This is a genomic window from Pseudomonas sp. D3 (assembly GCF_029320995.1).
In the GTDB taxonomy this organism is placed as follows: Bacteria; Pseudomonadota; Gammaproteobacteria; order Pseudomonadales; family Pseudomonadaceae; genus Aquipseudomonas; species Aquipseudomonas paraveronii.
On the sequence record NZ_CP119772.1, the window covers coordinates 2967479 to 2981107 of the forward strand.

The window sequence follows — 13629 nt, forward strand, 5'->3', positions numbered from 1 at the left end:
ACCATGCTTTCCAACCCCAATATCGACCTGGTGTCGCGCTTTCTTCGCCTGCCTCTGGAACAACGCCAGCAGTTTTACCAACGCCTGCAAAGCCGGGGCATGAGCTTCGGCCAATTGCCGATTGCCCCGGCGCGCCAGGACGGCGAGAGCCTGCCGCTGTCTTACGCCCAGGAGCGCCAATGGTTCCTCTGGCAACTGGAGCCGGACAGTGCCGCCTACCACATCCCGAGCGCCTTACGCCTGCGTGGGCGCCTGGACAAAAGCGCGTTGCAGCGCAGCTTTGACAGCCTGCTGGCCCGCCACGAAAGCCTGCGCACACGCCTGCACCTGGAGGGCGAAAACCGCTCGCAGGTGGTGCTGGCCCACGCCTCGATCGACATGACCGAAAGCGCGGTGACGCAAGAACAGGTGCAGGCGCGCATACAGGCGGAAATCGCCCAGCCGTTCGATTTGCAGCACGGCGCCTTGTTGCGGGTATGCCTGCTGAACCTGAGCGAAGACGAGCATGTGTTGGTGCTGGTGCAGCACCATATCGTCTCGGACGGCTGGTCGATGGGCGTCATGGTGCAAGAGCTGATGCAGCTATATGCCGCCTATAGCCAGGGCAATGAATGCCAACTGGCGCCGTTGCCGATCCAGTACGCCGACTACGCCCTGTGGCAGCGCAGATGGATGGAAGCCGGGGAGAAGGAGCGCCAGCTTGGCTATTGGCGCGAACACCTCGGCGGCGCTCAGCCGGTGCTGGAGTTGCCCTTGGACCACCCGCGCCCGGCCCGGCAAACCTACCGTGGCGCGCGCCAGGGTGGGCTGTTGGAACCGGCGTTGGTCGCTGGCCTTAAAGCCTTGGCGCAACGTGAAGGCGTGACCCTGTTCATGTTGCTGCTGGCCGCGTTCCAGACCCTGTTGTATCGCTATAGCGGCCAGTCGGATATCCGCGTCGGTGTACCGGTCGCCAACCGCAACCGCGCCGAGACCGAACGCCTGATCGGTTTTTTCGTCAATACCCAGGTACTCAAGGCTGACATTGACGGCCAGATGACCTTCAGCCAACTGCTGGCCCAGGTCAAACAGCGCACCCTGCAAGCCCAGAGTCATCAGGACCTGCCGTTCGAACAGTTGGTGGAGGCGCTGCAGCCGGAACGCAGCCTGAGTCACAACCCGTTGTTCCAAGTGATGTTCAATCATCAGGCGCAAGCGCTCACGCCCCATGGCGAGCAGCAGTTACCCGGCCTGGACGTGGAAACGCTGGAGTGGCAAGGCCAGACTGCGCAGTTCGACTTGAGCCTGGATACCGAGGAAAGCCCGCAGGGGCTATGGGCCTCGTGGACCTACGCCACCGACCTGTTCGAAGCCGCCACCGTTGAGCGCATGGCGCAGCATTGGCACACCGTGCTGCGCAGCGTGGTCAGTGGCGCCGCCACGGGTATTGCGCAACTGGCGATGCTGGCCGCAGATGAGCAGGGCCATTTGCTCAACGACTGGAACCACGGCGCCGCCGCCTTCGGCAGCCCGAGCGGGGTTCACGCTCTGTTCGAAGCGCAAGCGCAACAACGGCCGGACGCCATCGCGCTGTGCCTTGACGAGCAGGTGCTGACCTACGCTGAGTTGAATCGCCAGGCCAACCAGTTGGCCCATTACCTGATCGGCCAGGGTGTCGGGCCGGAAGTGATGGTCGGCGTCGCGGTGCAGCGCTCGTTCGCCATGGTCGTTAGCCTGTTGGCGATCCTCAAGGCCGGTGGCGCGTATGTGCCGCTGGACCCGCAATACCCGCGCGAGCGCTTGCTGCATATGCTCGAAGACAGTCACGTGCGCCTGGTGCTGTGCCAATCGCCGCAGCCATTGCCGTTGCCCGCCGATGTCATGCGGCTGGACATCGACCGCGCTGATCAAGCGTTGCGGGGTTGCGCCCAGCACAACCCGCAGGTGGCGGTTGATCCGCTTAACCTCGCCTATGTGATCTACACCTCCGGCTCCACCGGCAAACCCAAAGGCGTGGCGATCAATCACGCGGCGCTGACCGAGTTTTCCAGCATCGCCGCCAGCTATTCGCAACTGACCGCCGAAGACCGCGTCCTGCAATTCGCCACCCTGAACTTCGACGGCTTCGTCGAGCAGCTTTACCCGGCCTTGACCCACGGCGCCACGGTGGTGCTGCGCGGCGCCGAACTGTGGGACAGCGGCCGCCTGTACGCCGAAATCATCCGCCAACGCATCACCCTGGCCGACTTGCCGACCGCCTACTGGCACCTGTTCCTGCTCGATTGCCTGGCGGCGGGGCCGCGCAGTTATGGGGCGTTGCGCCAGGTGCATATCGGCGGCGAAGCCATGCCGTTGGACGGCCCGGCGCAATGGTTGAAAGCCGGCCTCGGTCATGTGCGGCTGCTCAACACCTACGGCCCGACCGAGGCCACGGTGGTGTCGAGCGTGTTGGATTGCACCTCGGGCGAAGAAACCATCGGCGCCACCGCCAGCCCGATTGGCCGCTCGCTGCCGGGGCGTGCGCTGTACGTGCTCGACCGCGACCTGAACCTCGCACCCTTCGGTGCGGTGGGCGAGTTGTATATCGGCAGCCAATGCGGCCTGGCCCGCGCCTACCTGAACCGGCCGTTGCTGAGCGCCGAGCGCTTCGTGCCGGACCCGTTCGGTGCCAGCGGCGAGCGGCTGTATCGCACGGGCGACCTGGCACGTTACCGCGCCGACGGTGTAATCGAGTACGTCGGCCGGGTCGACCATCAGGTGAAAATCCGTGGGTTCCGTATCGAACTGGGGGAGATCGAAGCGCTGTTGCTGGCCCAGGACGGCGTGCGTGAAGCCCTGGTGCTCGCCGCTGATAATCAACTGATCGCCTACCTGGTTTCTGCCGAGCAAGATGCTGAAACTCTGAAAACCGCGCTGCGCGAGCAACTGCCGGACTACATGGTGCCCGCGCACCTGATCTTCCTCGAACGCATGCCGCTCAACCCCAACGGCAAACTGGACCGCCAGGCGCTGCCCAAACCGGATGCCAGCCTGACGCAGCAGGCGTGGATCGCGCCAGTCACCGAGCTTGAGCAGCAAATCGCCGCCGTCTGGGCCGACATCCTCGGCGCCGAGCGCGTCGGGCTGACCGACCACTTCTTCGAGATGGGCGGGCACTCGCTGCTGGCGATGCAGGTGGTCTCGCGCCTGCGTCACACCCTGGCGCGTGAAGTGCCGTTGAAGCTGGTGTTTGAACAGCCACGCCTCGACGCTTTCGCCGCCGCTTTGCAAGCGCTGGAGGCGCAACTCCTTGAGCAGGCTCCGCCGCTGGTCGCGCTCAGCCGTCTTCAACCGTTGCTGCTGTCTTACGCCCAGGAGCGCCAATGGTTCCTCTGGCAGTTGGACCCCGACAGCGCCGCTTACCATATCCCCAGCGCCTTGCGTCTCAACGGCCCGCTGGACCGCGACGCCTTGCAGCGCAGTTTCGACAGCCTGGTGGCGCGCCATGAAAGCCTGCGCACCCATGTGCAGCCGGCAGGCGAGGGCGCCGTGCAAGTCATTCGAGCGCCGGCCCCGTTGCCGATGATGTTTGCCGAGATCGATGAGGCCGATCTGCAGGCGCGGGTTGCTGCCGACATCGCGTGCCCGTTCAATCTGCAACAGGGCCCGTTGTTGCGCGTGAGTCTGCTGCGCCTCGCGGCAGAAGAACATGTGCTGGTGCTGGTGCAGCACCATATCGTCTCCGACGGCGGCTCGATGCAGGTGATGGTCGATGAACTGGTGCAGCTGTATACCGGTTACACCCAGGGTCGCACCGTGCAACTGCCGGCCATGTCGATCCAGTACGCCGACTATGCGCTGTGGCAACGCGACTGGATGGAAGCCGGCGAAAAACACCGGCAGTTGGCTTACTGGCGCGACCTGTTGGGCGGGGAACAGCCGGTATTGGAGCTGCCGTTCGATCACCCGCGCCCGGCCCAGCAGAGCCATCGCGGTGCGCGTTTGGACGTGCCGTTGCCAGCGCCGCTGACGGCCGCTCTAAAAGCTCTGGCCCAGGCCCAGGGCGTGACGATGTTCATGTTGCTGTTGGCCTCGTTCCAGACCCTGTTGCACCGTTACAGCGGCCAGCAGGACATCCGCGTCGGCGTGCCGATTGCCAACCGTAACCGGGTCGAGACGGAACGCCTGATTGGCTTCTTCGTCAACACCCAGGTGCTCAAGGCCGAGATCGACGGGCATACCACCGTCCAGCAACTGTTGGCCCAGGTCAAACAGCGTGCGTTGGAAGCCCAGGCGCACCAGGACCTGCCGTTCGAACAGTTGGTCGAAGCCCTGCAGCCGGAGCGCAGCCTGAGTCTCAATCCGCTGTTCCAGGTGATGTTCAACTACCAGACTGATGCCCCCAACGTCGCCGCACCGGCACTCTCGCAACTGCGTATCGAAAACCTGGCCTGGGAGCGCCGGACCGCGCACTTCGACCTGGATCTGGACACCCACGATAGTCGTGACGGTCTCTGGGCTTCCCTGGGGTACAGCACCGACCTGTTTGACGCCTCCACCATCGAACGCATGGCGCGACACTGGCAGAACCTGTTGCAGGCGATGGTTGCTGATCAGCAACAAAGCATCGGCCAGTTGAACCTGTTGGACAGCGATGAGCAGCAGCACATTTTGCAGCTGTGGGATCGCACCGATTCGGGCTTCTCGGCCCAGCGTCTGGTGCACGAATTGGTCGCCGACCGTGCACGGGAAACCCCTGATGCGGTGGCGGTGAAGTTCGATGCGCAGCACTTGACCTATGGCGAGCTGGATCGCCAGGCCAACCGCCTGGCCCATGCCCTGATCGCCCGTGGCATTGGCCCGGAAATGCGTGTGGCGATTGCCCTGCCGCGCAGTGCCGAGAGCTTGGTGGCGTTCCTTGCCGTGCTCAAAGCGGGTGGCGTGTACGTGCCGCTGGATGTGGAATACCCGCGTGATCGCCTGCTGTACATGATGCAGGACAGCCGTGCGAAGTTGCTGTTGACGCACAGCCGAGTCATGCCGCAACTGCCGCTGGTTGAAGGCCTGGACAGCCTGGCAATCGACCGCACTGACGTATGGGCCGATTACAGTGATTCAGCCCCCGAGGTCGCGCTGCACGGCGATAACCTCGCCTACGTGATCTACACCTCCGGCTCCACCGGCCTACCCAAAGGCGTGGCCGTCGCCCACGGTCCGTTGGTGGCGCACATCATCGCCACCGGCGAACGCTACGAAACCACCCCGGCCGATTGCGAATTGCACTTCATGTCGTTCGCCTTCGACGGTTCCCACGAAGGCTGGATGCACCCGTTGATCAACGGCGCCAGCGTGCTGATCCGCGACGACAGCCTCTGGTTGCCGGAGTACACCTACGCGCAGATGCATCGCCACAACGTGACGATGGCGGTGTTCCCGCCGGTGTACCTGCAACAACTGGCCGAACATGCCGAACGCGACGGCAATCCACCGGCCGTGCGCGTGTATTGCTTCGGCGGTGATGCGGTGGCGCAGGCTAGCTACGACCTGGCTTGGCGTGCGCTGAAACCGACTTATCTGTTCAACGGCTACGGCCCGACCGAAACCGTGGTCACGCCACTGCTGTGGAAGGCCCGCCGAGGCGATCCGTGCGGCGCGGTTTACGCGCCCATCGGCACACTGCTGGGCAACCGCAGCGGCTACGTATTGGACGCGCAACTCAACCTGCAACCGATCGGCGTGGCCGGTGAGTTGTACCTGGGCGGCGAGGGCGTTGCTCGTGGTTATCTCGACCGTCCTGGGTTAACGGCTGAGCGTTTTGTGCCGGACCCGTTCGGCAAGCCCGGCAGCCGCGTGTACCGCAGCGGCGACCTGACGCGTGGCCGTGCGGATGGCGTGGTCGACTACCTCGGACGCGTCGATCATCAAGTGAAAATCCGTGGCTTTCGCATCGAACTGGGCGAAATCGAAGCGCGGCTGCGCGAACAGGACAGCGTCGGCGAAACCGCGGTGGTGGCCCAGGACGGCCCCACTGGCAAACAACTGGTGGCCTACGTGGTGCCCGCCGATCCGGCGCTGGCCGAGGCCGGCCCGGCGCAGGTGGCGTTCCGCGAAACCTTGCGGCGTGCCCTGAAAACCGGCCTGCCGGATTACATGGTGCCGGCGCACTTCATGTGCCTGGCGCAGATGCCACTGACCCCCAACGGCAAGCTCGACCGCAAGGGCTTGCCCGCGCCGGAAATGCTGCAAGGTGTGTGGGTCGCGCCGGTCAGCCCTTTGCAACAGCAAGTGGCCGCGATCTGGGCCGATGTGCTGGGGGTCGAGCGCATTGGCCTGAGCGATCATTTCTTTGAACTCGGCGGGCATTCCCTGCTGGCCATGCAGGTGATCTCACGCGTGCGCCAACTGCTGGACCGCGACGTCGCCCTGCGCGTGTTGTTCGAACAGCCACAGCTCGAAGGCTTTGTCCTCGCGGTACAGGCGCTAGACGTCAGCGATGTGCCGCTGGCGCCGCCGCTGGTGGCGGTCGAGCGCGATCAACCGTCGGCGCTGTCCTACGCCCAGGAGCGCCAGTGGTTCCTCTGGCAACTGGAGCCGCACAGCGCGGCCTATCACGTGCCCAACGCCTTGCGCCTGAGCGGCCACCTGGACCGCGACGCCTTGCAGCGCAGCTTCGATAGCCTGCTGGCGCGCCATGAAACCTTGCGCACGGTGTTTGTCAGCGACGCTGATCGCACCTTGCAGCAGGTGCTGGCGCCGGCCGCGCTGCCCATCGACACCTGTGTGCTCGACAGCGCGGACGCCGCTCAGGTACACGCGCGGGTCGAAGCAGAAATCGCCCGGCCGTTCGATTTGCGCCAGGGCCCGCTGCTGCGCGTCACGTTGTTGCAACTGAGCGAACAGGAGCATGTGCTGGTGCTGGTGCAGCACCATATCGTCTCGGACGGCTGGTCGATGGGCGTCATGGTGCAAGAGCTGATGCAGCTCTATGCCGCCTATAGCCAGGGCAATGAATGCCAACTGGCGCCGTTGCCGATCCAGTACGCCGACTACGCCCTGTGGCAGCGCGACTGGATGGAGGCGGGTGAAAAGCAACGCCAGCTGCGCTATTGGTGCGAGTTGCTGGGCGCCGAGCAGCCCGTGCTGGAACTGCCGCTGGATCACCCGCGCCCGGCGGTGCAGAGCTACCGGGGCGCGCGCCTGGAGGTCGCCCTCGATGCCGGGCTGGTCGCCGGGCTCAAGGCCTTGGCGCAACGCGAAGGCGTGACCCTGTTCATGCTGTTGCTGGCCGCGTTCCAGACCTTGTTGCATCGCTACAGCGGCCAGGCGGATATCCGCGTCGGCGTGCCGATTGCCAACCGCAACCGGGTCGAGACCGAGCGCTTGATCGGCTTTTTCGTCAACACCCAGGTGCTCAAGGCCGATATCGACGGGCAGATGACGTTTGCCCAATTGCTGCAACAGACCAGGCACCGCGCCCTGGAAGCCCAGGCGCACCAGGATTTGCCGTTCGAGCAACTGGTGGAAGCCTTGCAGCCCGAGCGCAGCCTGAGCCATAACCCGCTGTTCCAGGTGATGTTCAACCATCAATCCGACGCTCGCGTACAGCGTGGCGAACAACTGCCTGGCCTGCGACTGGAAGGGTTGGAGTCCGACAGTCATCCTGCTCATTTTGACTTGAGCCTGGACACCCAAGCCTCGGCCGATGGCCTGTGGGCGACGCTGACCTACGCAACCGACCTGTTCAGCGAAGCGACCATCGAGCGCCTGGCGCAGCACTGGCGTCACCTGCTGCAGGCCGTGGCCGTCGATGCCCAGCAGCGCCTGTGCGAGTTGCCGTTGCTGAGCGGCACCGAGCAGGCGCGCCTGCTGCAACAATGGAACGTCGGTGCTGCCGCCTTCGAACACCCGCTCGGCGTGCATGGGCTGTTTGAAGCTCAGGCGCAGCGACGTCCCGAGGCGATTGCGCTGTGCCTCGACGAGCAGGCGTTGACCTATGCCGAATTGAATCGCCAGGCCAACCAATTGGCCCATTACCTGATCGGCCTGGGCGTGGGCCCGGAGGTCTTGGTCGGCGTCGCGGTGCAGCGCTCGTTCGCCATGGTCGTCAGCCTGTTGGCGATCCTCAAGGCCGGTGGCGCGTATGTGCCGCTTGACCCGCAATACCCGCGCGAGCGCTTGCTGCATATGCTTGAGGACAGCGGTGTACGCCTGGTGTTGAGCCAATCCCATGTGCTCATGCCGCTGCCCGAAGGCGTGCAAAGCCTGGCGATTGATTCTGTGGCGGGCCCGTTGGCGCAGTGCGCCCGGCATAACCCACAGGTGGCGGTCGATCCGCTTAACCTCGCCTATGTGATCTACACCTCAGGCTCCACCGGCAAACCCAAAGGCGTGGCGATCAACCACGCGGCGCTGACCGAGTTTTCCAGCATCGCCGCCAGCTATTCGCAACTGACCGCCGAAGACCGCGTCCTGCAATTCGCCACCCTGAACTTCGACGGCTTCGTCGAGCAGCTTTACCCGGCCTTGACCCACGGCGCCACGGTGGTCCTGCGCGGTGCCGAATTGTGGGACAGCGGCCGCCTGTACGCCGAAATCATCCGCCAACGCATCACCCTGGCCGACTTGCCGACCGCCTACTGGCACCTGTTCCTGCTCGATTGCCTGGCGGCGGGGCCGCGCAGTTACGGGGCGTTGCGCCAGGTGCATATCGGCGGCGAAGCCATGCCGCTGGACGGCCCGGCGCAATGGTTGAAAGCCGGCCTCGGTCATGTGCGGCTGCTCAACACCTACGGCCCGACCGAGGCCACGGTGGTGTCGAGCGTGTTGGATTGCACCTCGGGCAACGAGACCATCGGCGCTACTGCCAGCCCGATTGGCCGCTCGCTGCCTGGGCGTGCGCTGTACGTGCTCGACCGCGACCTGAACCTCGCACCCTTCGGTGCGGTGGGTGAGTTGTATATCGGCAGTCAATGTGGCCTGGCCCGCGCTTATCTGAACCGGCCGTTGCTGAGCGCCGAGCGCTTCGTGCCGGACCCGTTCGGCGCTAGCGGCGAGCGGCTGTACCGCACGGGCGACCTGGCACGTTACCGCGCCGACGGTGTAATCGAGTACGTCGGCCGGGTCGACCATCAGGTGAAAATCCGTGGGTTCCGTATCGAACTGGGGGAGATCGAAGCGCTGTTGCTGGCCCAGGACGGCGTGCGTGAAGCCCTGGTGCTCGCCGCTGATAATCAACTGATCGCCTATCTGGTTTCTGCCGAGCAAGATGCTGACACTCTGAAAACCGCGCTGCGCGAGCAACTGCCGGACTACATGGTGCCCGCGCACCTGATCTTCCTCGAACGCATGCCGCTCAACCCCAACGGCAAACTGGACCGCCAGGCGCTGCCCAAACCAGATGCCAGCCTGACACAGCAAACCTGGGTCGCGCCGGTCACCGAGCTTGAGCAGCAAATCGCCGCCGTCTGGGCCGACATCCTCGGCGCCGAGCGCGTCGGGCTGACCGACCACTTCTTCGAGATGGGCGGGCACTCGCTGCTGGCGATGCAGGTGATCTCACGCCTGCGCCATCTACTGGGGCGCGAAGTGCCGCTGCGCAGCCTGTTTGAACAGCCACGCCTGCAAGGTTTTGTGGCCAGCGTGCTGGCGCAGGCGACCCCTGCGCAGCCGCTGGCGCCGCCGATGCGCGCGGTGGATCGCGAGCAGCCGTTGCCGCTGTCCTATGCCCAGGAGCGCCAATGGTTTCTGTGGCAGTTAGACCCGGACAGCGCCGCCTATCACATTCCTGGCGCGCTGCGTCTCAAAGGCCCACTGGACCGCGTCGCCCTGCAGCGCAGTTTCGACAGCCTGGTCGCCCGTCATGAAAGCCTGCGCACCCATGTCCGGCAGGACGGCGAAGGCGCGGTGCAGGTGATTGCCGCGCAGGCCGCCGTCGACATCCTGCGACTTGAGTGTGACGAAGCCGGCTTGCTCGCGCAGGTCGAGGCGCAGATCGCCCAGCCGTTCGACCTGCAACAGGGCCCGCTGCTGCGCGTGAGCCTGTTGCGCCTGGCCGAGGACGACCATGTGCTGGTGCTGGTGCAGCACCATATCGTCTCCGATGGTGCGTCGATGCAGGTGATGGTCGATGAGCTGGTGCAACGGTATGCGGCGTACAGCCAGGGCCAGGACGTGCAACTGCCGGCGATGGCGCTGCAATACGCCGATTACGCGCACTGGCAGCGCGCCTGGATGGATGCCGGGGAAAAACAACGCCAACTGAACTACTGGCGCGAGCGCTTGGGCGGTGAGCAACCGGTGCTTGAACTGCCGTTGGACCATGCGCGGCCGACCCAACAAAGCCATCGCGGTGCGAGCCTGGATATCCATGTGCCGTCGCCGCTGCTGGCTGCACTGCGTGAGTTGGCCCGGCAGCAGGAAGTGACGCTGTTCATGCTGCTGCTGGCCTCGTTCCAGACCTTGCTGCACCGCTACAGCGGCCAGGAGGATATCCGTGTCGGCGTGCCGATTGCCAACCGTAACCGGGTCGAGACCGAGCGCCTGATCGGCTTCTTCGTCAACACCCAGGTACTCAAGGCCGATATCGACGGGCACCTGACCGTGGCCCAACTGCTGCAACAGGTCAAACAGCGTGCGCTGGAAGCCCAGTCCCACCAGGACTTGCCGTTCGAACAATTGGTCGAAGCGCTGCACCCCGAGCGCAACCTGAGTTTCAACCCGCTGTTCCAGGTGATGTTCAATCACCAGACCGAGGATGCCGATCAACCCTGGCAGTTGCCGGGCCTGCACGTCAGTGGCCTGGAATGGCAGACCCGCACGGCCCAGTTCGACCTGAGCCTCAGCACCCAGGAAACCGGGGATGCGCTGTTTGCGTCGCTGATTTACGCCACCGACCTGTTCGAAGCGAGTACCCCGGCGCGCATGGCGCGTCACTGGTTGAACCTGCTCGAAAGCATGGCCCGCGATGCGCAACAACGCATCGGGCAGTTGCCGTTGCTGCAGGAAACCGAGCAGCAGGCGTTGGTCCATGACTGGAACGCCACCGCACAGGCTTACCCGCTGCATCGCGGTGTCCACCAGTTGATACAAGAGCAGGTCGCACGTACTCCGGATGCGCCGGCACTGGTGTTCGGCCAGGAACGCCTGAGCTACGCCGAGCTGAACCGCCGCGCCAACCGTTTGGCCCATCGTTTGATCGAGGCCGGCGTGGGCCCGGATGTATTGGTCGGTGTCGCGTTGGAGCGCTCCGTGGAAATGGTGGTCAGCCTGTTGGCGGTGCTCAAGGCCGGGGGCGCCTATGTGCCGCTGGACCCCGACTACCCGCGCGAGCGCCTGGCCTACATGCTCGAAGACAGCGGTGTGGCGTTGTTGCTGACCCAGGCGCGGCGGCTGGAGCACCTGCCGATTCCGCCCGGGTTGCCAAGCCTGGTGGTGGGCGAGTCCTGGTTCGAAGGCTATGGCGAAGGCAATCCGGGGATTGTCCTGGACCCTGAAAACCTGGCCTACGTGATCTATACCTCAGGCTCCACCGGGCAGCCCAAGGGCGCAGGCAATCGCCATTCGGCCTTGACCAACCGCCTGTGCTGGATGCAGGACGCCTATCGGCTGGAGGCGCGCGACGGCGTGCTGCAGAAAACCCCGTTCAGCTTTGATGTATCGGTGTGGGAGTTCTTCTGGCCGCTGATGACCGGCGCTCGATTGGTGGTGGCGGCGCCTGGCGAGCATCGCGATCCGGCCGCGCTGGTCCGCCTGATCAACGCCGAACAGGTCACCACGCTGCACTTTGTGCCGTCGATGTTGCAAGCGTTCCTGCAAGACCCCGGCGTCGCCACGTGCCACAGCCTGCGGCGCATCGTGTGCAGCGGCGAAGCCTTGCCAGTGGATGCCCAGCAACAGGTCTTTGCCAAACTGCCCGCAGCCGCCCTGTACAACCTGTACGGCCCGACGGAAGCCGCCATCGACGTGACCCACTGGACCTGTGTCGATGAAGGCCGCGACACGGTGCCGATCGGCGAACCTATCGCCAACCTGCGCACCCATGTGCTGGATGCCCACCTGCTGCCGGTGCCTGCGGGCGTGGCGGGTGAGCTGTACCTGGGCGGCGAAGGCCTGGCGCGCAGCTACCATCGTCGTCCGGGCCTGACCGCCGAGCGCTTCGTGCCATGCCCGTTCCACCACGGCGCACGTTTGTACCGCAGCGGTGACCGGGTACGGCAGCGCGCCGATGGGGTGATCGAATACCTCGGGCGCCTCGATCATCAGGTCAAATTACGCGGCTTGCGCATCGAACTCGGTGAAATCGAAGCACGCTTGCTGGAGCACCCACGGGTGCGCGAAGCCACCGTGCTGGTGGTGGAGGGGCAGCACTTGGTTGGTTATGTGGTGCTTCACGACGGCCACGCCGACTGGCGCGCGGACCTCAGCGCCCATTTGGCCCGCCACCTGCCGGACTACATGGTGCCGGCGCAATGGGTGGTGCTGGCGCAGATGCCGCTGAGCCCCAACGGCAAACTCGAGCGCAAAGCCTTGCCCAAGCCGGATGTTGATGGGCAGGGCCAGACATTCGTCGCGCCGCAGACCACGCTGCAACAGCAGATCGCCGGGATCTGGGCTGAGGTGCTGGACATCGAACGCGTGGGGTTGCACGACAACTTCTTCGAATTGGGCGGCCATTCGTTACGGGTGCTGGTGCTCAAGGAACGGATCAATCGGCTGTGTGGCGGCGCGCTGGCGGTCAGCCAATTGATGCTCAATCCTACGGTGGCCGGCCAGGCGCGCTGTATCGACGGGGATGGATCAAGTTCGTTGATCGTGCGGCTCAACAGTCAGACCGAGGGCACGCCGCTTTATCTGTTCCACCCCAGTTTTGGCTCGGTGCATTGCTATAAGCCGATTGCGCTGGCGCTGCGCGAGCAACGGCCGGTGCTGGGGCTGATGTGCCGGGCGCTGGTGGAAGAGGGCGGCACGGTGCCGACCTGGATGCAGATGGTTGAAGACTACGCCGAACAACTGTTGAGCGCTCAGCCGCAGGGCGCCTTCCGCCTGGCGGGCTGGTCGCTGGGCGGCAACCTGGCGATGGAAGTGGCTTATCGGCTGGAGCAGGCCGGGCGCACGGTGGAGTGGGTCGGCTGGATCGACGCGCCACCGCCGACGCGGTTTGCCGCGTTCTGGAATCAGGCTGCCGCTGAGCCTCAGTGGGAGAGCAGCGCAGTGCAGCGGCGGGCGCAGATGCTCGAAGTGATGTTCCCGGCGTTTGCCGCGCAGATCCAGGCGCAATGGCGACTGGCGCAACAGGCTGGACGCAGCGAGGAGCAGCAGTGGCAGCAGGTGTCCGACTGGGCCGATGCGACGCTGGGGGAGAGCTTTCGGGTGCTCAAGGATGAACTGCAGGACGGTGGTGAAACCGAGCGTTCGTGGGCGATCAAACAGATCCTCGACCAGCGCTTGCAGGACACCGACTACCGCGCCATCAAGGCACCGGTTACATGCTGGTGGGCGGCGCGCAGCGAAGCTGGCCTGCACCAGGCGCTGATCGAGAACGGCATGCGCGAGGTGATTGGCCAGGCGGGTATCCGGCGCTCGATTGTCATCGACACGACGCACCACCGGATTGTCGATAATGCTGAATTCATCAAGAGCCTGGTGGCGGAAATGGCGTGATTCAACCCACGC

1 protein-coding gene is annotated in these 13629 nt (G+C 64.8%); it reads left to right on the forward strand.

The window, feature by feature from the left end; translation table 11 throughout:
• Positions 1-3 precede the first annotated feature (3 nt).
• The gene (locus P3S72_RS13715) at positions 4-13617 is read left to right on the forward strand and encodes a non-ribosomal peptide synthetase (RefSeq protein ID WP_276197739.1); all 13614 of its coding nucleotides are present in this window, start codon (positions 4-6) and stop codon (positions 13615-13617) included.
• The last annotated feature ends 12 nt before the right edge of the window (positions 13618-13629 follow it).

What these genes read in the sequence shown, in the direction of transcription:
- P3S72_RS13715 (WP_276197739.1), top strand. Translation starts at nt 4, where the DNA reads ATGCTTTCCAACCCCAATATCGACCTGGTGTCGCGCTTTCTTCGCCTG.